This window comes from Myxococcus sp. AM010, from assembly GCF_013372585.1.
Taxonomy (GTDB): domain Bacteria; phylum Myxococcota; class Myxococcia; order Myxococcales; family Myxococcaceae; genus Myxococcus; species Myxococcus vastator.
This window is the reverse complement of record NZ_JABXEO010000039.1, coordinates 15,072-34,553: the sequence shown is the minus strand read 5'-3', so window position 1 is coordinate 34,553 and position 19,482 is coordinate 15,072. Positions and strand designations below refer to the sequence as shown.

The 19,482-nt window shown below is 69.1% G+C and carries 13 protein-coding genes; 3 read left to right on the top strand and 10 right to left on the bottom strand.

Annotation, left to right across the window (positions count from 1 at the left end; translation table 11 throughout):
* Window positions 1–80 precede the first annotated feature (80 nt).
* The 7 genes from prfB to HV826_RS18915 all read right to left on the bottom strand — a co-directional run bounded on the left by prfB (window position 81) and on the right by HV826_RS18915 (window position 10,650).
* Window positions 81–1,203, bottom strand: a protein-coding gene (gene prfB, locus HV826_RS18945) for a peptide chain release factor 2 (protein ID WP_255217287.1) whose coding sequence is annotated in 2 segments (ribosomal slippage) — window positions 81–1,133 and window positions 1,135–1,203 — 1,122 coding nt in all. Because the reading frame shifts where the segments join, the coding sequence is not laid out codon by codon here.
* 18 nt (window positions 1,204–1,221) lie between these two features.
* Entirely contained in the window at window positions 1,222–2,544 is a 1,323-nt protein-coding gene (locus HV826_RS18940) for a DUF4105 domain-containing protein (RefSeq protein WP_176418434.1), read from the bottom strand.
* A gap of 99 nt (window positions 2,545–2,643) precedes the next feature.
* A complete protein-coding gene (ybeY, locus tag HV826_RS18935) occupies window positions 2,644–3,528 on the bottom strand; it encodes an rRNA maturation RNase YbeY (RefSeq protein WP_176418433.1) in 885 nt (294 codons plus the stop codon).
* The gene (locus HV826_RS18930; protein ID WP_176418432.1) at window positions 3,525–6,029 is read right to left on the bottom strand and encodes an HD family phosphohydrolase; all 2,505 of its coding nucleotides are present in this window, start codon (window positions 6,027–6,029) and stop codon (window positions 3,525–3,527) included. Before HV826_RS18930 ends, ybeY begins: the two co-directional genes overlap by 4 nt.
* A 133-nt stretch (window positions 6,030–6,162) precedes the next feature.
* A complete protein-coding gene (locus HV826_RS18925) occupies window positions 6,163–7,242 on the bottom strand; it encodes a PhoH family protein (RefSeq protein WP_176418431.1) in 1,080 nt (359 codons plus the stop codon).
* An 87-nt stretch (window positions 7,243–7,329) separates the two neighbouring features.
* Window positions 7,330–8,445, bottom strand: coding sequence for a DUF4388 domain-containing protein (locus tag HV826_RS18920; RefSeq protein ID WP_176418430.1), 1,116 nt, complete (start codon window positions 8,443–8,445; stop codon window positions 7,330–7,332).
* Window positions 8,446–8,451: 6 nt separating this feature from the next.
* Complete coding sequence (locus tag HV826_RS18915) at window positions 8,452–10,650, bottom strand: hypothetical protein (RefSeq protein ID WP_255217286.1); 2,199 nt, start codon at window positions 10,648–10,650, stop codon at window positions 8,452–8,454.
* A 116-nt stretch (window positions 10,651–10,766) separates the two neighbouring features.
* Between HV826_RS18915 and mazG the strand changes: the two genes are divergently transcribed.
* Both mazG and rpsT read left to right on the top strand, forming a co-directional pair.
* Window positions 10,767–11,957, top strand: a complete 1,191-nt coding sequence (gene mazG / locus HV826_RS18910) for a nucleoside triphosphate pyrophosphohydrolase (RefSeq protein WP_176418428.1) — start codon at window positions 10,767–10,769, stop codon at window positions 11,955–11,957.
* A 139-nt stretch (window positions 11,958–12,096) separates the two neighbouring features.
* Window positions 12,097–12,372: a 30S ribosomal protein S20 gene (gene rpsT / locus HV826_RS18905; RefSeq protein WP_163779232.1), complete on the top strand. Its 276-nt coding sequence runs from the start codon at window positions 12,097–12,099 to the stop codon at window positions 12,370–12,372.
* Window positions 12,373–12,444: 72 nt separating this feature from the next.
* Here the strand turns inward: rpsT and lptE are convergent, their stop codons facing one another.
* From lptE to leuS, 3 genes are all read right to left on the bottom strand, one after another.
* Entirely contained in the window at window positions 12,445–12,918 is a 474-nt protein-coding gene (lptE, locus tag HV826_RS18900) for an LPS assembly lipoprotein LptE (protein WP_255217291.1), read from the bottom strand.
* A gap of 88 nt (window positions 12,919–13,006) precedes the next feature.
* Complete coding sequence (locus HV826_RS18895; protein WP_255207865.1) at window positions 13,007–13,441, bottom strand: hypothetical protein; 435 nt, start codon at window positions 13,439–13,441, stop codon at window positions 13,007–13,009.
* A gap of 174 nt (window positions 13,442–13,615) precedes the next feature.
* The gene (gene leuS / locus HV826_RS18890) at window positions 13,616–16,117 is read right to left on the bottom strand and encodes a leucine--tRNA ligase (RefSeq protein ID WP_176418425.1); all 2,502 of its coding nucleotides are present in this window, start codon (window positions 16,115–16,117) and stop codon (window positions 13,616–13,618) included.
* A gap of 466 nt (window positions 16,118–16,583) precedes the next feature.
* On the opposite strand from leuS, the gene HV826_RS18885 reads away from it, so the two are divergent.
* A complete protein-coding gene (locus HV826_RS18885; RefSeq protein WP_217918683.1) occupies window positions 16,584–19,481 on the top strand; it encodes a SusC/RagA family TonB-linked outer membrane protein in 2,898 nt (965 codons plus the stop codon).
* Window position 19,482: the final 1 nt, after the last annotated feature.

Sequence of the window (19,482 nt, the reverse complement as noted above, 5' to 3'; positions counted from 1 at the left end):
CTGCCCCGCGGCCCTCCGACAGCAGGGCCGCGGAAAAGGTTCCGGGCGAAGGCGAGGAAACAGTGAGGCGCGGCGCCTGCTCAGTCCGCGCCCGCGCTGCGGTTGGGGTTCTTCACGCCCAGCAGCTGGGCGGTGACGAACTCCTCCAGGTCCCCATCCAGCACGGCGTCCACGTTGCCCGTCTCGATGCCGGTGCGCAGGTCCTTGACCATGCGGTACGGCGCCAGCACGTAGGAGCGGATCTGCGAGCCGAAGGAGATGTCCTTCTTCTGCGCCTCGGCGGCGTCACGCGCGGCGTCGCGCTTCTTCATCTCCAGCTCGTACAGGCGGCCTCGCAGGATCTTGAAGGCCATGTCCTTGTTGGCCGACTGCGAGCGCTCCGTCTGGCAGGTGATGATGATGCCGGTGGGCAGGTGGCGCAGCTGCGCGGTGGACGACGTCTTGTTCACCTTCTGGCCGCCCGCGCCGCCGCCGCGGATGAACTTCAAATCGATGTCCTTCTCCGGGATGTCGATTTGAATGGTGTCATCCACCTCCGGATAGACGTCCACCGACGCGAAGGCCGTCTGCCGGCGTGCGTTGGCGTCGAAGGGCGAGATCCGCACCAGCCGGTGCACGCCCACCTCCGCCTTCAGGTAGCCGTAGGCGAAGTCACCTTCGATGCGCAGGGAGACGTTCTTGAAGCCCGCCTCTTCCCCCGGCACCTCGTCGTTGATTTCGACCTTCCAGCCCTTGTGCTCGCCGTAGCGGGTGTACATGCGCAGCAGCATGGCCGCCCAATCCATGGAGTCCGTGCCACCGGCGCCGGCGTTGATGTCCATGAAGCAGCTGCTGCGGTCCTGCTCGCCGGACAGCATGCGCGCCAGCTCCAGCCTGGCGACGTCGCCCTCCAGGCCCGTGAGGGAGCCTTCCGCCTCCTGGGTGGTGGCCTCGTCATTGGCCTCGGCGGCCAGCTCGAAGAGCGCCTGCGCGTCATCCAGGCCACGCATCACCTTGTCGTAGGCGCCGACGCTGGCCTCCAGCGTGGACTTCTCCTTCAGGAGCGCCTGCGCCTTGGTGTTGTCGTCCCAGAAGGTGGGCTGCGTGGAGTCGCGTTCAATCAGCGCGATGCGGGACCGCTTGCGGTCGAGGTCAAAGATGCCCCCGGAGCGCCAACACGCGCTCCCTCAGGCCGTTGATCTTCTCCATCGAATCGTTCGCCATGGCTTCTTTCCGTGTCCTCTAGGGAGTCTTCAGCGATGCGACGGTATCCCGCCGTCCGGCTGACGCGCGGTCCGCCCCGGGGAGGCGCGCCAGCACCCGGTCCAGACCGAATGCGCCCGCCATGCCCAGGGAGATGGGCAGGATGAGCGCGATGAGCCGCCAGTTGTCCTGGTCGAAGGGCGGCAACACCTTGAGCACCACGCCCAGCACCCCCAGCGCCGCAAGCAGCGTCCACACCTTGAACAGGCGCGCGCGGGCCTTCTTGCTGCCCCACGTCAGGGCCACGCCGAAGGGCAGCGCCAGCAGCGTCAGCGGGTTGGCCAGGAAGAGGTTCTCGTTACGGAACGTCACCGTGTGGTCCGTCACCAGCCCCATGATGAACAGCGCGGTGCCCGGCAACCCGAGCGCCAGCCCCACCACGGCGTTCTCCAGCCCGAGCAGCAGGCGGGCCACGCGGCTGCCCCGCTGGCGCTCCCACACCGCCAGGCCCACCGCCAGGCCGCCCAGGCCCAGGCCCAGCGCGAGAAGCCACGGCCCCCACGGAGGAGGCTCCGCTGGCGGACGCCGACGCTTGGAGGATTCGTAGTGGTTCCAGCTCTTCGCCGCGAGCGACCCACGCTGCCCGTCCGCGCCCTTCACCTGGAGCGCCGCGACTTGCGCTTCCAGTTCGTCCGGGAGGAAGGCCTCCTCCCACTTCGTGATGGGACGGTCGATCTCGTCGTTCATCATGAAGTCGAGCAGCACGCTCATGGGCGCGTTCACCGCGGTGTAGCGCCGGGTGTGCTCGCGCAGCGTCATCCGCCCGGGTGCCCGGTCCGCCTCGCGGAGCTGGCCGCCCGTGGCCACGTCAATCATGTCCCGCAGCCGCGTGACGCAGTTGTCATTGTAGTGGTGGTACAGGTACTCGCGGTTCTCCGGCAGCACGTTGTCCGCCAACCGCTTCGCCACGACGACGCGCTGCTCGGGCGTGAGGTTGAGCTCCTGCACGCGGACGTCGCGGTCCTCGGCCTGGTAGTGGCGGAAGGTGCCGCCCACCGACGACTGGCCCACCCAGAACTCCAGCCGGCCCATGGCGAAGCGCGCGAGCATGGCCTCGTCGAAGGAGAACATGCCGTAGTTGTAGAGGCGCGACATCCGCCGCCGCCGGTCCTCCACCACCAGCGAGCCGTGGCCCCACCAGGAGGGCACGTCATCCCCGGGACTGAACGTCACCAGGAGGATGGCCAGGTCCTCGCCCTGGCTCTCTCCCGTGCCCCACGGCGGCAAGGTGGCCGCGCGCGCGGGCGCCGCCAGGAGCAGCAGGCCGAGCAGGCAGGAGGCGATGAGGGATGGGCGGAGCATGGCTGGGTCCAACACGCGGGAGGCCGCCTACCTATCACGCACGCCGCCCGGCTCAACGGGGTGGATGCCGGATTGTCCAGCGGGGAGCCAGCGGAGGGCCTACATGAGGCTGCGGGCGCGGCGGGCCCTGGCATCCACCTGGAGCGAGTCCGCCACCATGCCCCGCTCGCCCAGGAGTTGCTCCTCCAGGGCCGCCATGCGCTTGGCGTCCCGGGGGCGCTCGTGGTCGTGCCCCAGCAGGTGGAGCAGGCCGTGCGCCAGGTAGCGCGCCAGCTCCGACTCCAGCGTGCGGCCGTACTCCTTGGCCTGCCGCTTCGCCGTGTCCAGGGAGATGACCACGTCCCCCAGCGGGCGCGGTCCCGGCGTGCCCTTGGGCAGGTCGCCCGCGGGGAAGCTCAGCACGTCCGTCGCCTTGTCCTTCTGGCGCCAGGTGCGGTTGAGCCGACGGATGGCCCGGTCGTCCACCAGGGACAGGGACAGCTCCACGCCGGACAGCTCGAGTTGCATCAGGTAATCCTTGGCCCAGGTCGTCAGCAGGCGCGCGAAGTCGCGCCCCTGGCCATGGGCCACCTGGATGACGACGTGGTTCTCCTGGACGCGGGGCTTGGGCGCCTCCATGTGCGCCAGCTCCGGGCGGAACGCGGGCGCGCACACCGACCAGTAGTCACACGCGCCCTGTCCGTCGTTGCGGTACACCACCCGCTTGCCGCGCGGCACCAGTCCGACCTCGCCCGCGGGGATGCGCTCGCGGCGGCCCTCCACGACGACGGTCAGCTCGCCCGTGAGGACGATGACGACCTCGTCGAACTCGGGGCGCTGCGCCGGTTCGGACCAGCCCGGGGGGGCCAGCATCCGCGCGACGGACGCCGCGTCCGTGTGGGTGGTGGCCGCGCCCACGAACTCCTCGATGCGCTTGCCGTCGTCACGGGGAATCAGCTTCCCCTTGCGCAATCTCACGCCATTGCCCCTTCGTGCTCCGCTCATGCCCCCCCCGCGGTCCGCGCCTTGTCCTTGCTGCCTTCCACGGGCCGAGGCACCGCGCCCGCCACCACCAACGGAGGCGCCTTGCCTCCACCCACGGCGCCCGCCGGATAGGCCGGACGCGTGTGGTAGATGCCCTCGAGCGTGTGCAGGAAGGACTGAGAAATGAGGTTGAGGTCCTTCAACGTCAGGTCACACTCGTCGAGCTGACCCTCGGAGAAGATGAGGTTGATGATCTTCTGCACCTGCGCGTGGAGCTTGGGCGTGGTGGGGTCCGTCATGGAGCGCGTGGAGGCCTCCACCGCGTCGGCGATCATCACCAGCGCCGCCTCGCGGAACTGGGGCTTCGGGCCCGGGTAGCGGTAGATGCTCTCGTCGATGGGCGGAGCGCCTTCCTTGCCCTCCTGCTCCTTCAAGGCCTTGTGGTAGAAGTAACCCACCGTGCGCGTGCCGTGGTGCTGCGGAATCGCGTCCGCCACCAGCTTGGGCAGCCGGTACTGACGGGCCATCTCCAGGCCCTCCGTCACGTGGCGCTTGATGATGACCGCGCTCATCGCCGGCGCGAGCGCGTCATGGCGGTTCTCACCCTTCTGGTTCTCCCCGAAGTAGAGCGGATTCCGGCCCTTGCCGATGTCGTGGTAGTACGCACACGAGCGCGCCAGCAGCGGGTTGGCCCCAATCGTCTCCGCCGCGTTCTCCACCAGCGAGCCGATGATGATGGAGTGGTGGTACGTGCCGGGCGCCTGGACGATGAGCTCCTTGAGCGCCGGGTGGTTCAGGTTGGCCAGCTCCAGCAGCTTGATGTCCGACGCGTAGCCGAAGGTGGCCTCGATGAGCGGCGTGAGCGCCATCACCATCACCGGCACCGCCAGCGAGGAGCCCACGAAGGCGCTCAGCGCGGTGAGGAGGGTGTCGGCCGACAGGCCCTTGCCTTCCACGAGGAAGAGGAAGAGCACCGCCACCAGGTTCACCGCGCCCGTCACCAGACCCGCGCGGAAGATGCCCACGCGGTCCTTCGCCTTCACGATGCGGTCGGCCGCCACCAGCGAGCCCAACAGCGTGAAGACGCCGAAGGCCAGCGAGTTGCCCAGCATCACGCCGGTGAGACAGGAGAAGACGAGCGCGAAGAAGAGCGCCAGCTCCTGCGTGAGGATGAAGCGCACCAGCATGGCGCCGGCCGCCACGGGGAAGGCGTAATAGAAGGCCTCGATGGGCAGCGCGGTGTAGCGGTCCTGCACCGCGTCCGCGATGGACACCCAGACTTGCAGCAGACCCAGCAGGCCCAGGAGCAGCAGGCCCAACAGCACGCCGTCCTTGCGCGTGGGCCGGAAGCGCCGGAAGGCGGCGCTGCAGAAGAAGTAGAACGACACGATGAGCAGGCCCACCAGGCCAGTGCCGCCCGCCTGGAGTTGGACCAGGTCCAGCCGGTCCGTCTCCGCGCGCATGCCGCGCAGGATGACCAGGTGCGACTCATTGACGAGCTCCCCGTCGCCGATGACGCGCTGGCCCTTCTTGATGGAGATGACGGCGTCCTTCACCGCCTGGGCCGCCTGGGTCCGGCGCGCGTCCGACTCCGCGATGTTGATGGTGAGGTTCGGCCGCACCAGCCGCTGGGCCAGCCGGAGGATGGCGCGGCGCTGGACGCCCGGCGCGTCCGGCATCAGGTTGCCGGGCACCGAGGCGAAGCGCTCCATCTCCTGGTGCGCCTCGGGGACGTCCACCACCTGGGTGGAGCCCCCGGACAGGGACTCCTCGGCCTTGTTCACCACGTCGCGGACGGTGAGTCCCTGATGCGCCTCCCGCGCCAGCTCCTCCCGGGAGCCGGCCACATGGACCGCGCCGCGCTCGGAGCGATACGCCCGCTCCAGCACCAGCAGCGTGGCCGTCTCCGCCTCCTGTGAGAAGCGGGTGGCGTAGAGCGCCTGGAAGTCCTCGGCCTCCAGCACGGCGTCGCGCTTGCCGAAGAAGCGCTCCTGGAGCTCCGCCCGCATCTTCTCGCGGGTGCCGCGCTCCAGCTCCACCATCTCCGGGGACGCCGCGGGCTTGCGCCGGCGGGGCGCCTCGCGATCCTCGGGCTCCGCTTCGGTCTGCGCCTCCGCGAGCTCGTCCAGATGCAGGCGCATGGACGAGAAGGCGGAGCTCACCGTCGCCCGCAGCTGCCCCAGGACGGCGGGGTTCAAGTCGTACACGGGTTTGACGGCCGCGCGCGCGTCCTGGCGCCGCTGCTGCGTCATGGCGCGGTGGACGACCTCGTAGTCCCGCGCGGCCTTGAAGCCCGCGGGCGAGCTGGCCCGGAACGGCTTGCCGAGGTGCTCCTCCGCCAGCGCCGGAATCTGCTGGCTGTAGAGGCCCGGCGAGATGACGAAGCCCGCGCCAATGGAGACGGCCAGCAGGAGAAGGACCTGGATGGCGCGCCGCCCCCAGACGCCGTTTTCCAGTCCGAGGCGTTCGGCGAGCGCGTCCAGTGGACTGCGCCCAGGGGGCTGCGTTTCCGATTCGGCCATGGGGGTCCTCACCCTAGATAAGGCGTCGCGGATCCTTCAAGGACGCAGCGCCTGGGAATATTCGCAAGGGTGGGATGGGGTACGCCCGCCCGGCAGGGTATGCGCGGGTGGGCGCAGGTAGGTTCTGTCGCCGTTACTCGACGGCAACGGGCTCGGTTGCCGCCGTCGCGGTGGGGGCCGGGGCGGCAGCAGTGGCTGCTCCCCGCGCCGCCTGGGCTTCGCGCTGGGCGAGGTCCGCCCGGTCGTAGGCGCGGATGACCTCCTGGACCAGCGGGTGGCGGACCACGTCCACATCGGAGAACTCCGCGAAGTGGATGCCGTCGATGTTCTTCAGCACCGCGCGGGCGTGGTTCAACCCGGACATCTTCCCCGTGGGCAGGTCCACCTGCGTCACGTCACCGGTGATGACGGCCTTGCTGTTGTAGCCCAGGCGCGTGAGGAACATCTTCATCTGCTCCACGGTGGTGTTCTGGGCTTCGTCCAGGATGACGAACGCGTCGTTGAGCGTGCGGCCACGCATGAAGGCCAGCGGGGCCACTTCCACCACGCCCTGCTCCAGCAGCTGCGCGGCGCGCTCGGCCGCCATCATGTCGTGCAGCGCGTCGTAGAGCGGCCGCAGGTAGGGGTTCACCTTCTCCTGCAGGTCGCCCGGCAGGAAGCCCAGCTTCTCCCCCGCCTCCACGGCGGGACGCGCGAGGATGATGCGCTTGACCTTGCGCTCCTGGAGGAAGGCGACCGCCATGGCCATGGCGAGGTACGTCTTGCCCGTGCCGGCGGGACCGACGCCGAAGACGATGTCGTGGGAGCGGATGGCGTCCACGTAGCGCTTCTGGTTGATGCTCTTGGGGGCGATCTGCCGGTTGCCGGAGCTCTTCAGCACCGGGCCCAGCATGACCTCCTGCAGGGACTCCGCGCCGCGGCCGAGCACCTTGATGCCCTGCTCCACGTCCTCGCGGTAGACGGGGCGGCCGGCGCGGATCATCTCCTCCAGGTTCTCCAGGAGGCGGACGGAGAAGGCCACGGCGTCGGACGGACCGGAGAGGTGGAACTCGGTGCCGCGTTGTCCCACCCGGACCCCGAGGCGCCGCTCCATCAACTTGAGGTTTTCGTTCTGGCTGCCGCAGAGGGCCAGGGCGGTCGCGTTGTCACGAACGTCCACCTTGGCGGAGGCGGTGAGCACTTCGGGCGCTTCCAACGTGGCGGGATTTCGCAATGCGGATTCTTCCTCGGTCTATGTCGCTACGGCTGACACCAACGTAACGCCGCCCTCAGGGCCGCGAAAGACGACTTTGTGTCAGGACTAGCGCAAGGGTGGCAGGAGAATGAACTGCCGAGCGGCCAACCGCCGGTAATAGTACTCTTCCCGCCACGGATATTTCAGTTCGCCCGGCTTCAACAGTCCAGCCTGCACCAAAGAATCCAGACGCTCGGGCAGCTCACCGCGTTCCAGACGAAACACCTCGAGCGCGGCCTCGATGCGGACGCGTTGGGCCTGGGAAACATGACGTTGGGCCGCGGCATCCGCGAACACCGCGGCAACGCCCGCCGCGGGGTCCCTGCTCACGGCCCGGGGCACCACCAGCGCCACCGCCGCCAGCACCCCCACGGTAGCGAAGAGGCGCCCGACCGGCCCCGCCACGCGAACAAGCAAGCGCTGGTCCCCTGGAGCGGGGGCCGGGGCGCCCTCCGGAAGAATCGGGCGGACGTACTCGCCCTTCACCAGGTTGTAGAGCGCCTTGCAGGTCTCGAACTCGCCCAGGCAGGAGAGGTCCACCAGCTTGCGCAAGTCCCTCCCGGGGGAGAGCTCATCGTAGATGCGCCGCTCCGAAGGACCGATGGCGCCCAGCTCCCCGCCCTCCTCCGCGCGCGGCTGAGGCAGGGCCTTGATGCGCTCGAAGGTCAGGTCGTCACGGTGGATTTTCTGCCGGATGACGGGCCACTCATCCACCATCCGGAAGCCTTCCATGAGCACCGTCTCGGCGCGCAGCGGATGGATGGCTTCCGCGTCTGGCTCCACCGGCTCCTGGATGAACTCGTAGGTGCCCGACTTCCAGGTGAAGAGCCGGTAGAGGGTCTCCGTGGCTTGCAGCTGCATCATCGCCTGGAAGCGCTCGGCGGTGAGGGCCTGGCTGGAGACGAGCACGTCCCCCAGGCGCTTGAGCGTGCGGCGCTGCGTCTCCAGGGCCGCCTCGAGCTGCGTCTCGGTGATGAGCTCCGAGCGCACCAGCATGGTGCCGATGAGCTCCTTGCGCTTCCGGGTGACGCTCTCCGCCTTGATGATGTGGCCATCGTTGAAGCCGATGCGCACTTCCTGGTCCCTGGCGCGGACGTGGAGCGTGCCCGTCTTCTGCTGCTGCCCGATGAGCTGCAGGATGTCGCCAATACCAAAGTCCTTCAGGGTGCCTTGCAGGGACATCGCCGTTCACTCCCCCCGCCGCAGACGGCGCAGACCGCGCAACGACAGCAGGTGGACACCCAGCAGCAGCAACACCGCGGGCGCGAGCTTGAGGTACAGGGGGGCTTCACCGTAGGGCCCTCGGACCAGCCCCTGGTGCAGGAGCACCGCGGCCAGCGCGAAGAGGAAGCCGAACGCATACAGCGCGCCGCGGACCGGGACACCCGAGGCCACGTGCCCCGCGCCGGACAACACCGCGCCCAGGACGTACGCCACGCGGCCCGTCCAGGCCTGATGCCGGTCCACCTGGAGCTGCTTGCGCGCCCGCAGCTGCTGCGGCACCAGCCCCCGGCGGGCGAAGACGTTGACGCACTGGCCACACTGCTTGCTGCCCACGCCCAGCTCCGGGTCGCAGCGCACGCACACCGCGCGACCACAGCGCTCACACACCTTGGCCGCCTTCAAGCGGTCACCCGCGAAGCCCCACAGGGCCAAGAGCACCGCCAGCGCCGCGGCCCCCGCGGAGGCCATGGGCCCGGGAGCAAGCCCGGGGAGCAGCCAGCGCGACACCTGCGTCTCCACCTGACGACCCGCGCCCGTACCATCCGCGAGCGGAAGCCAGTCGGACTCCCCCAGCGCCGGGGAAAGCAACAGCAGGTTGAGGAGGAGCCGGTCCTCCGGGGGCGGGTCCCGGACCAGCAGCGATCCATCCAGCGCCTGCGCCGAGGCCATGGCCGTGGCGGCGCGGTCCAGTTCCTTGCCGACCTCCGAGTCGGGCAGCGTCTTCGCCCTGCGGCGGACCACCTGCGCCAGGTTGTAGTGCGGAGCCGCCAGGTCCGGTGCCGACTGCGAGGCCTGCACGTAGAGCAGCGCCGCGCCGTCCGCGTCTCCCAGCGCGACCAGGGTGTTGCCGAAGCGCGTGAGCAGGCGCGCATCCGAGTTCTTCAGCGCCGAGGCCGCCTTGAAGTGTGTCCTCGCCTCTTCCAGCAGGCCGCGCCGGGATTCGAAGTACGCCAGCGACAGCACCTCCACGAAGGTCGCCGTGCGGGACGCCATCCGCGTCAGCACGCGCGCCCGCGCCTCCTCGGCGGACAGGCCACCCCGCTCCAGGAGATAGACGTCCTCGGCCGGCGTGCCCGCGAACGCCGTGACGCGCGCGAGCTGCCCCGCCGCCAGCGGCAGGAGCCCCACGCCCGCCACCAGCACCGCCGCCACCACCCGCTCCGTCCGCGAGAGATAGAGCGACACGGTGGCCAGCATCACCAGCAGCGCGGGCAGCACCCCCAGCCCCAGCACCCACGGCAGGCTCAAGAGCAGCAGCCCCAGGACCAGGGACTGCCACCGGGAGACGACTCGCGGCAGCAGGTGGTGGAAGTCATGCAGCGCGTAGCGGAGCTTCCGTAGGAAGAGCAGGCCCATCAGCAGCACCGCGGTGGCGCCCCAGGCCAGCAGCACCAGCGCGCCCAGGTCCGCCAACGCGGGCCGGCGATAGCGGGCATCCCGCGCCAGTGTCGTCAGCGACTGCCGCACCTGCCCCAGGGCGCGAGACACGTCACCCGGCTTCTCCAAGGCGTAGAGCTCGGCGAGCTCGAAGCGGGCGTAGGGCAGCCCCGGTGACAGCTCGACCGCCACCTCCGCCAGCCGCACCGCGCCGGCCATGTCCCCCGCGCGGCGGCGCACGGCCGCTTCGCGGAGGAAGCCCGCGCTCAGGGGCTCCAGGTCCGTGGCGGCCAGCTCGACGCGCAACGTCCGCAGCTCCTTGAGGGCCGCAGCCGCCGCGTCTCGATCATTCGTCGCCCGGGCCTGCCGCCACCGGTTCCAGAGGGCTTCCAGGTCCGCATCCGTCACCCGCGGCGCCAGCACCGGACTCAGCGTCACCGGCCTGGGGGTGATGACCGTGGGTTCCTCGACCGGCGGAGGACTGGCCGCCGCGGGCGTCCGGCCATTGCCGGGGACCGCTTCGGAGGCCCTGATGTTGCGCGCGGGCGCTTCGTCGGCGTCCTCGGTGGAGGCATCCTCCTCCACGGGGACGTCTTCTTCCGGCACGTCCTCCGCGTAGGCGGCGTCATCCACCGGATCCATGGACTCATCCCGCAGGTCGGGCTCCATGGGACCCGGATCCACCTCTGGAAGGCGCGTGGGGGCTTCCAGCTGCGCGGACGCCACGACGGGCACCAGAAGCGTGAATCCACTGAAAAGGAGGGCGAGAAGCGGCAGGCGGATCATCCAGGGGGTGGATTGTAGGCGACCCAGGGCCAACCGCGAAAACGAACGCCAGTCAGGCCGCCCACCTGCCGCGTTTGCCGGACAGCACCAGACCCGTGCGTGCTACAGGACTGTGCATGGCGGACACGACGCTGACCCCCGGGGCGGAGTTGGAGCGACTGGTCGACATCATGCGGCGGCTGCGCGCTGAAGGCGGCTGCCCGTGGGATCGCGAACAGGACCTCCGCTCGCTGCGGCCCTACCTCCTGGAAGAAGCCTTCGAGGTCCTGGAGGAGATGGACCGGGTGGCCTACGGCGGCTCCTGGCGGACCTTCTGCGAAGAGCTGGGAGATCTGCTTTTCCAGATTGTCTTCCATGCCCAGCTCGCCTCGGAGCTGGGGGAGTTCTCCCTGGCCGACGTGGCGAAGGCCATTGGCGACAAGCTGGTCAGCCGGCATCCCCATGTCTTCGGCGACGGCCAGCGCCTGGAGGGCGCCGAGCAGGTCCTGGACAACTGGGCCAAGCTCAAGGCCGCGGAGAAGAAGCGCAAGACGGGCCGGGAGGGCTCGGTGCTGGACGGCGTCCCCGTCGCCGCCCCGGCGCTGATGCGGGCCGAGCGGCTCTCCGAGAAGGCCAGCCGCATCGGCTTCGACTGGCCGGACGTCGCCAGCGTGCGCGCCAAGCTGACAGAGGAGCTGGGCGAGCTGGACGAGGCCATCGCCGCGAATGATCGGGACGCCATCGAGCACGAGCTGGGGGACGTGCTGTTCTCGCTCGCCAACCTCGCGCGCTTCGTCGGAGCCCCGGCCGAGGACGCGCTGCGCATGGCCATCCGCCGCTTCACCGCCCGCTTCCAGCACATCGAGTCCGCCCTGCGCGCCGAGGGTGTCGCCCTGGGGGATGCCACCCTGGAGCACATGGAGCGCCACTGGCAGGACGCCAAGGCGCGCGAAAAGGCCCTGCCGTCTCCGACCTGGGTTCCTCGCGCGCCCGTCACCACGCTGCGGCTAGGTGTGGTGGATCTCCCCGCGCAGCGCGCGTTCTGGGACGCCCTGGCGCCCCGGCTGGGGTGGACCCCTCGTCGGACTCCCGCCGTGGATCAGGCTCTCTATGAAGACGGGGGCCTCCGGATCGCCTTCGAAGCGGCGGGGACGCCCACGACGGGCCTGAGGCTGACCCTGACGGCCCCCTCCACGGCGGCGGTGGAGCGACTCCCCGGCATCCTGGCGGAGATTCAGGGGGGCCGGCTGATCCAGCACCAGGCCGGCCGACTCACCTTTGAGGATCCATCAGGGCTGGTGTGGGAATATACGACTTCGGTAGAGTGATTTTCCTCGCAGGTGCCCTCGGCGGGGCGTCCAGAGCCCGGAAATCCCGGCTGGAGGCCCACACCCGCCTTGACGCCCGCGAGGCGTCGCAGTAAGGACGGCCCCTCTTTTAGCCTGCCATTACCGCTGGAGATTTCTCTTGGCCAACACCAAGTCCGCAGAGAAGCGTCACCGTCAGTCCCTGAAGCGCCGTGCGCGCAACGTCACCGTGCGCGGTGAGGTGAAGACCGCCGTCAAGTCCGCTCGCGAGGCGCTCGGCAGCAAGGATGGGGCGAAGCTGACGGACGCCATCAAGTCGGCCTCCAAGGCGCTGAGCAAGGCCGCCACCAAGGGCGTGCTGCACAAGCGCACCGCTTCCCGCCGTATCTCGCGTCTCGCGAAGGCCGCCACCAAGGCCGCCCGCGCGCAGGCCTAGTCGAAGCCCTGGGGCCACCTCGCGTGGCCCTGCTTCATCCGTGCAGGCTGCCGGGAGGAGGCTCGTGCCTCCTCACCAGGCGCCCGCGAGTCTGTCGTACCCGTCCCGCATCAAGACCTCCGCGAGGCGCTCGAGCGCGACCTGCCGGTTCGCCTCCGCCTCCAGGATGTCTCCGCTCCCCAGCACATAGTCCTCCGTGCCGAAGACCTCCGTCTGCTTGAGGACCTGTCCGTCCTTCACCACACGGAGCTGGGCCCGAGCGGAGACGCGGAAGAAGAAGCCCGGGCTGGTGCGCTTGCCCACCACGGTGGTGGGGGTGTTCGCCACCGACAGCACCGTGCCCTCCATGCGCGCGTCGCAGGACTCCGCGCTGCCCAGCCGCCCCACGCGGATCAGCTCCTGCCGCAGGAAGCGCGTGAAGACTGTTTCCAGCGTGGGCTCGGGTGTGGCGTTGACGAAGACGGGCGCGCAGAGGGACGTCACGCCGGCCGGCAGCCCGTCTCCACGAGGCGTCAGGCGGTAGCCACAGCCCGCGGCCGCCCACATTCCCACCACCACGCCAATCCAAAGGCGCCGGGAGCTCACAGCGCAGGGTCGCGACATGCGCGGCACCCTACCCGGCCCGATCCGCCCGTCAAGCCAGAGGGCCGCCGTCGCGCATCGACGGAGGCGGCGGTGACGCCTCACCGTCGACAGCCACGCCGCGCACCCGCAGGGCCTCCGCCAACGACGTCCACGCCGCTAGCAGCCGCGTGTCCCGGGATGAACCCCGCCGCGCCAGTCCCAAGGGCCAGCGTACCGTCGGCCCCTGCCGAGGCACCAGGACGAGCCCGTGTGAGCGGCACGTCAACGCCAGCAGGACGCCCAGCGCCGCCATGCCCAACCCCAGCACCTTCAGCGCGATGGGCTGCGCCCACAGGCCCAGCAAGGCGAAGACGGTCAGCGCCAGCGCCTCCCGGAAGTAGCGCGACTCCAGCCGCGCCTCCCGCAGCGAGTCCAACTCCACGGGAGGAACCATGACCGACGGGTGCGGCTGATAGGAGAGCCGCGTCCCCTGACCGGAGAGCATGCGCCCTCCTCCCAGGTTCGCGACGAAGAAAGGCTCCCCCGGTGCCGGGCCCCCGGGAAGGGGCGCTTCGGGGAGCACGGCCTCGCAGGCAATGCACCGCGGGCGGCCCGCGAGTTGGGGCCGCCCACATGCACCGCACATGACGAGGACGTCGGTCGGCACCCGGGTCCCCGCTCAGGTGGCGACGAAGTTCACGAGGCGCTTGGGGACGAAGACGAACTTGCGCAGCGTCTTGCCCGCCAGGGCCGCCTGGACCTTCTCATCCGCTTCCGCCGCGGCGCGCACGTCCGCCTCCGCCGCGTCCGCCGCCACGCGAATCTCCGCGCGCAGCTTGCCGTTCACCTGCACGGCGTAGGGGATGACGTCGTCCACCACCAGCGCCGGGTCGAACTCCGGCCAGGCCTGCGCGACGGTGAAGTCCTTGCCGCCATAGGCCTCCGAGATTTCGTCCGCGATGTGCGGCGCGAACGGCGTGAGCACCGCCGCCAGAAGCCGCACGGCCTCCGCCATGGCGGCCTTCTCCGCGGCCGTCTCGGGCGTCCCCTGGGCGTAGAGCGCGTTGACGCCTTCCATGATGCCGGCGATGGCCGTGTTGAAGGACAGGCGCTCGATGGCCTCCCCTACCCGCTTGAGCGTCTTGTGGGCGGCGCGGCGAATCTCCAGCGCCTTGCCCTCGGAGGGTCCGTCATAGGTGGCACCCGCCGTGGCCGCCTGGTGCGTGGCGGCCAGCGTCCAGACGCGCTTGAGGAAGCGGAATACGCCCTCCACCTGGTCATCGGACCAGTCGAAGTCGCGCTCCGGCGGGCCGGCGAACATCACGTAGGCCCGCGCCGTGTCCGCACCGTACTTCTGGACGATGGAGGAAGGCGCCACCACGTTACCCCAGCGCTTGGACATCTTCCGGCCATCCGGACCGTTGACGATGCCCTGGGTGATGAGGCGCGTGACGGGCTCATCCACGGGGCTGAGCCCCAACAGCTTCATCACCCGCGTCCAGAACCGGAAATAGAGCAGGTGCATCACCGCGTGCTCGGGGCCCCCCACGTAGATATCCACGGGCAGGAAGCGCTGGGCCTCCTTCGGGTCGAACGGCGCGGCGTCGTAGTGCGGCGACAGGTAGCGCGCGAAGTACCAGCAGGAGTCGACGAAGGTGTCCATCGTCTCCGTCTCGCGCCGAGCGGGCCCGCCGCACTTCGGACAGGTGGTGTTGACCCACGAGGCGACCTTCGCCAGCGGCGGCTCGCCCTTGCCGGTGAGCACCGCCTGGGTGTCAATCTCCGGCAGGCGCACGGGCAGCTGGTCCAAAGGCACCGGGATGCCGTTGCGGTCCGGGTCGCACTTCTCGCAGTAGACGATGGGGATGGGCGTGCCCCAGTAGCGCTGGCGGCTGAAGCCCCAGTCCTTCTGGCGGTACGTCACCGTCGCCTTGCCCTTGCCGTCCTTCTCCAGCGACGCGGCCATGGCCTGACGCGCCTGCTCGGACGTCTGGCCCGTGTAGGCGCCCGAGTCCTCCAGCACGCCGTACTCCGTATAGGCCGCCTCCAGCTTGTCGCCCGGCGGGAGCTTGTCACCGGACGCGGGCTGGATGACGACCTTCACGGGCAGGCTGTACTTGCGCGCGAAGGCGAAGTCTCGCTCGTCGTGCGCGGGCACGCTCATCACCGCGCCGGTGCCGTAGTCGCTCAGCACGAAGTTGGCGATCCAGATGGGGACCGCCTGTCCGGTGAAGGGATTCTCCGCGTAGGCGCCGGTGAAGACGCCCTCCTTCTCCGTGCCCTCGCCCAGGCGCTCCGTCTTGGACTGGGCGGCCATGCGTTTGGCGAAAGCTTCCACCTCCGCGCGGCGCTCGGGCGTCGTTACCTGGGCCACCAGCTTGTGGTCCGGCGCCAGCACCACGTAGGTGCAGCCGAAGATGGTGTCGATGCGGGTGGTGAACACGCGCAGCGCGGCGTCATGCCCCTGCACGCGGAAGTCGGCCTCGGCGCCGTCCGAGCGGCCAATCCAATTCCGCTGCGCGGCGGTGATGCGGTGGGGCCACTCAGTGAGCGTATCCAGCGAGTCCAACAGGTCCTGCGAGTACCGGGTGATGCGGAACGCCCACTCGGGCATCTCCTTGTCCACCACGGGGGAGTCGCAGCGCTCGCAGACGCCGTCCTTCACCTGCTCGTTGGCGATGACGGTGTGGCAACCGGTACACCAGTTCACCTTGCTGAAGCGGCGATAGACGAGCCCACGCTCCAGCATCTGGATGAAGAACCACTGGTTCCAGCGGTAGTACTCGGGGTCGCTCGTGTTGACCTCGCGCTCCCAGTCGTAGCAGTAGCCCAGGCTCTTCACTTCCTTCTTGAAGGACGCGATGTTCTCCGCCGTGCGCACCGCCGGGTGCACGCCGTCCTTGATGGCCGCGTTCTCGGCCGGCAGGCCGAGCGCATCCCAGCCCAGGGGATGCAGCACGTCGAAGCCCTTCATCCAGAAGTAACGCGCGTACACGTCCCCGAGCAGGTAGTTGCGGACGTGCCCCATGTGCATCTTCCCGCTGGGGTACGGCAGCATCTCGAGCACGTACTTCTTGGGTGCACCGGGGCGTCTGCCTGCCCGGAAGACGCCCGCGTCGTCCCAACGGGTCTGCCACTTACCTTCAATCGCCTGCGGCTCGTAACGCTCGTTCATCGCCATATCTATCGAGTCTCTTAGAGGAGGGACGTGCCCCGGGCAACTAGTCTTGCCGGGACAAATCCGTCCTGAACGGACGGCGGCCCCAGGTCTTCGGCCCTCCAAGGATGACCTCGCCTCCTTGGCCGGTGACGCGCCGCGCCTCCCCAGATGACAGACGTAAATCGCGTGGGCTCCAGCGGCGGGCAAACATTCTCGTCAACCTGCATTCAAAGATTAACATCAAAAGTGAGGATATGCCGTTGACGGCCAATCGTTGACCCGGTGACGATTCCCCTCACCGGCATCCTGCCTTGGGGGGAGCCGTCCATCCGCAGCGAGTGAGGACTGAATGACGCTGAGAAGGGCGTTGATTCCGGGGTGCGTGTTTGCACTCTTCTCGTTGGAAACGCTGGCACAGGACGCGAATATCGCGCCAGCCGTTCCCGAAACACAGACACCAGCGGCACCCGCGCCGCAGCCGGCGCCCATGGCCCCCGCGCCCGCGCCCGCGCCAGTGAGCGGGCGCACGGTGAAGGGCCGCGTCGCCGACCGCCTCACCAATGAGGGACTGCCCCTGGTGCGCGTCATCATCAAGGGCACCACGCAGGGCGTGGAGACGGAGTTGGACGGCACCTTCACCCTGCCCAACGTGCCCGCCCGCGCGGTGACGCTGCTCTTCTCCAGCCAGGACTACGGCGAGCGGGAGGTGCAGATTGGCGCCAACCAGCGCACCGTGGAGGTCGCGCTGGAGAACATCTTCTCGGAGGAGATGGTCGTGGTGGGCCGCGCCAGTGAAGTGGCGCGAAAGAACCTGGCCAACTCGGTCGCCTCGGTGAACGCCGAGGAGATCAACCGCGCCCCCGCCCAGACGGTGGACCAGGCGCTCCAGGGCAAGGTCGCCGGCGCCAACATCCAGAGCAACGGCGGCGCGCCCGGTGGCGGCCTCCAGCTCCGGCTGCGCGGCGTGTCCACCATCAACGGCTCCTCCGCCCCGCTCTACGTCATCGACGGGGTGCTCGTCAGCGACGTGGCCATCGCCTCCGGTGTGTTCGCCGTCACCGAGTCCGTGGCCGGCGCCAACGCGAATCCCACCCAGGACAACCAGGTCAACCGCATCGCGGACATCAACCCCAACGACATCGAGAGCATCGAGGTCCTCAAGGGCGCGTCCGCCGCAGCCATCTACGGATCCAAGGCCGCCAACGGCGTGGTCATCATCAACACCAAGCGGGGCCGCTCCAGCGAGCCGGAGTTCGCGGTGACGCAGCGCCTGGGTATGTACACGCTGGCCAACACGATTGGCACCCGCCGCTTCAACAGCGTGGACGAGGTGCGCGACACGTTCGGCGAGGCCGCGACCCAGTACTACGTGGAGGGTCGCCGGTTCGACCACGAGTCCGCCCTGGCTGGCCGCCGCGACTTGTCCTCGGAGACGCTGGCCAGCGTCAGCGGCGTGACGGGCAACACGAAGTACTTCGCGTCGGCGATGATCAAGAACGACGAAGGCATCATCGCCAACACCGGGTACGAGAAGCAGGCGTTCCGGCTGAACCTGGGCCAGAAGCTGGGTGAGGCGGTGGAGGTCAACGTCGCCACCAACCTGATTCACTCCCTGGGCCAGCGCGGACTGACGAACAACGACAACGCGAGCATCAGCAACTACATGGTGCTGCCGAGCGCGCCGGAGTTCCTCCCGCTGGAGGCCAACTCGGACGGCGTGTACCCGCAGAATCCCTTCCTCTCGAACCGCGCCAACCCGCTGCAGACGGCCGCGCTGGTGAAGAACGACGAGAATGTGTGGCGCTTCATCGGGTCCGGCGACCTGACGTGGCACCTGTGGAAGACAGAGGCCCACCACCTGCGCGTGCTGGCCAACGCGGGCGTGGACCGCTTCCAGCAAGAGAACTCGCTCTTCTTCCCACCCGAGCTGAACTTCGAGCCGCTGGATGACGGTCTTCCGGGCTCGTCGCTCTTCGGCACCAGCCAGGTGCGCAACCTGAACTCCGGCCTGAACCTGGTGCACACCTACAAGCCCACGTCGGGCAGCATCGTGGCGACCACGTCTGGCGGCCTCCAGTTCGAAGAGCGCAACATCGACTCCGTCTACATCGTCAGCAAGAACCTGAACGCGGGTCAGCAGAACGTGGACAGCGGCACCGTGGTCAGCCTGCGGCAGAACCGCTCGCTGGTGAGGGACCGGGGCTACTACGTCCAGGAGGAGGTGCTCATGCTGGACCAGCGGCTGACGCTGGTGGGCGCGCTGCGCGCCGAGCAGAGCAGCGCCAACGGCAACCCCAACGCGCTGTTCCTGTACCCGAAGCTGGCCACGGCGTACCGCATCCCCTCGTTCCACCCGAAGGTGAACGAATTCAAGGTCCGCGCGGCCTACGGCGAGACAGGCAACCTGCCGCTGTACGGCATGAAGTTCAACGGCCTGCGCGCCACCGGCAACATCGCCGGCAGCCCGGGTCTGGTGGGCACCGGCATCGCGGGTGACCCGAACGTCCAGCCAGAGCGGCAGCGCGAGCTTGAGGCCGGCGTGGACGCCCTCCTGTTCGGCGGCGACGTGGTCGCGGAAGTGTCCATCTACCAGCGCAACATCAGCGACCTGCTGCTGCAACGCGCCCTGGCCCCATCCGGTGGCTTCGCCACCCAGATCTTCAACGGCGGCTCGCTGCGCAACCGTGGCGTCGAGGCCATGCTCCAGGTGACGCCCGTGCGCGGCGGCCTTGAGTGGACCAGCGGCGCCACGTTCGCCCTCAACCGCAGCCGGGTGACGGACCTGCCCGTGCCCGCGTTCCTCGCCGGCGGGTTCGGCACCGGCCTGGGCGCCTTCCGCATTGAGGAAGGAGCGACGGCGACACAGATTGTCGGTAACGACGGCGTCGACGAGAACGGCCGCCCGATTGTCCGGAAGATTGGCGACACCGAGCCCACCTTCCGCATGTCCTTCACCAACAGCCTCAAGTACCGGGACTTCAGCCTGTCCTTCCTGTTCGACTGGCAGCAGGGCAGCGACGTCATCAACCTGACGCGCTACCTCTACGACGACGCCGGCACGTCACCCGACTTCACGACGGGAGGTCGCGAGCGGCTCGTCCGGCAACGAACGCACGCGAGCGCCTACTTGGAAGACGCCAGCTTCCTCAAGCTGCGTGAGGTGACCTTCATGTACCAACTGCCCAAGAACTGGGTGTCCATGGTTCCCGCGGTGAAGTCCGCCCGGCTCAGTCTGAGCGGACGCAACCTCCTCATGTTCACCGGCTACTCCGGGTTGGATCCGGAGGTGAGCAACTTCGGCAACCAGGCCATCGCCCGCAACGTGGACGTGGCCCCCTTCCCTCCCAGCCGCAGTTTCTGGACCTCCATCGACGTCGGGTTCTGAG

Excerpts from the sequence above, each read along its gene's own strand:
- leuS (WP_176418425.1), bottom strand. The coding sequence starts at position 16,117 with ATGGCGATGAACGAGCGTTACGAGCCGCAGGCGATTGAAGGTAAGTGG.
- HV826_RS18920 (WP_176418430.1), bottom strand. The coding sequence starts at position 8,445 with ATGTCCCTGCAAGGCACCCTGAAGGACTTTGGTATTGGCGACATCCTG.
- lptE (WP_255217291.1), bottom strand. The coding sequence starts at position 12,918 with ATGTGGGCGGCCGCGGGCTGTGGCTACCGCCTGACGCCTCGTGGAGAC.
- HV826_RS18930 (WP_176418432.1), bottom strand. The coding sequence starts at position 6,029 with ATGGCCGAATCGGAAACGCAGCCCCCTGGGCGCAGTCCACTGGACGCG.
- HV826_RS18885 (WP_217918683.1), top strand. The coding sequence starts at position 16,584 with ATGGCCCCCGCGCCCGCGCCCGCGCCAGTGAGCGGGCGCACGGTGAAG.
- HV826_RS18915 (WP_255217286.1), bottom strand. The coding sequence starts at position 10,650 with ATGATCCGCCTGCCGCTTCTCGCCCTCCTTTTCAGTGGATTCACGCTT.
- mazG (WP_176418428.1), top strand. The coding sequence starts at position 10,767 with ATGGCGGACACGACGCTGACCCCCGGGGCGGAGTTGGAGCGACTGGTC.
- ybeY (WP_176418433.1), bottom strand. The coding sequence starts at position 3,528 with ATGAGCGGAGCACGAAGGGGCAATGGCGTGAGATTGCGCAAGGGGAAG.
- HV826_RS18895 (WP_255207865.1), bottom strand. The coding sequence starts at position 13,441 with ATGCTCTCCGGTCAGGGGACGCGGCTCTCCTATCAGCCGCACCCGTCG.
- HV826_RS18940 (WP_176418434.1), bottom strand. The coding sequence starts at position 2,544 with ATGCTCCGCCCATCCCTCATCGCCTCCTGCCTGCTCGGCCTGCTGCTC.